Genomic DNA, 807 nt, shown 5'->3' on the forward strand with positions numbered 1-807 from the left:
GGCGCGCTCAGCCGCACCGTGGCGGTCGATCCGGTCGCGTCGGCCATCTGCGAGGCCAGGGTTCGCCGCCAAATCAGCGTGTAGAGCTTCAACTGGTCGGGCGGCAGTGACGAGGCCAGCTCCTGGGGGCTGCGGAAGCGCGAGCCGGCCGGGCGGATGCACTCGTGGGCCTCCTGGGCGCCGGCGGTCTTGGTCACGTACTGCTTGGGACCGGAGGCCAGGTACTGCTTGCCGTAGACCTCCTCCACGCTCTTGCGGGCGGCCGAGATGGCCTGCTGGGAGAGGGTGACCGAGTCGGTACGCATGTAGGTGATGTAACCGTTCTCGTACAGGCTCTGGGCGGCGCGCATGGAGGCGCGCGAGCTCATGCCTAGCCGGTTGCCGGCGGTCTGCTGCATGGTCGACGTCGTGAAGGGCGGCTGCGGGCGGCGGTGGTAGGGCTTGGTCTCCAGCGAGGTCACCGTGAATTCCGCGGCCTTGAGCTCTCCGGCCAGGCGCTCGGCCGTGGCCTGGTCCAGCTGCCGGGCCTGCTCCTTCCTGGCGCCGGCGGTCAGCTGCCCGTCCGAGGAGAAGTCCTTGGAACCGGCCAGCCGCCGGCCGCCCAGCCCCACCAGCCGCGCCTGGAAACGTTCGGAGCCGGACTCGCTCAGGGCGCTCGGGGCGGCCAGGTCGGCCACCCGGTCCCAGTAGGGGGCGCGGACGAAGGCGATGCGCTCGCGCTCACGCTCGACGATCAGCCGGGTGGCCACGGACTGCACGCGCCCGGCCGAGAGCCCCGGCCCCACCTTGCGCCACAGGACCGGAGAG

General features: G+C 71.9%; 1 protein-coding gene. It reads right to left on the bottom strand.

What is annotated here, in order from left to right; all coding sequences use genetic code 11:
- Positions 1–807: DNA topoisomerase (locus CRD60_RS08190; RefSeq protein WP_236630925.1), on the bottom strand; the 807-nt coding region annotated here is incomplete at both ends.

This window comes from Bifidobacterium aemilianum (assembly GCF_003315635.1).
GTDB lineage: Bacteria > Actinomycetota > Actinomycetes > Actinomycetales > Bifidobacteriaceae > Bifidobacterium > Bifidobacterium aemilianum.